Below are 498 nucleotides of genomic sequence, written 5' to 3' on the forward strand. Positions count from 1 at the left end.
CCAAAGTCAAAGACCCTGGATTCCCGACAGGGGCGCTCGGGAAAGACGGCCAAAAAGCATGGACAGGCACGGGGGCCTGTCGCTACAATAGCCAGGGCGTTCGGGAATGACGGGTTGGGGAGACCTCGCCCCTACGCGGCCCATATGCATTCGGGGATGACGGGGCGGGCGCGGCAAGCAGCGCCATTAGGTGAGCAAGGACTATAGAGAAAGACTTTCAAACCATGGAAGGCACGGAGGCCATGGAGTTTTTCAATTCCGGGTTTTCCGTGACTTCCGTGGTTCAAAACAAACGTACAAATTTGGGTGTTCAATTTTCAATCAGCCGGTATAAAAATTGATAACCATTTGAATTTAATGTCTTTGGTATGCATTCCCACGCACAGCATGGGAACGAGAGCAAAGGACGAAGACCTTGGATTCCCGACAGGGGCGCTCGGGAATGACGGGCAAAAAGCATGGACAGGCACGGGGGCCTGTCGCTACAAAAGCCAGGGC

The sequence above is a fragment of the Desulfatibacillum alkenivorans DSM 16219 genome (assembly GCF_900142135.1).
Classification (GTDB): Bacteria; Desulfobacterota; Desulfobacteria; order Desulfobacterales; family Desulfatibacillaceae; genus Desulfatibacillum; species Desulfatibacillum alkenivorans.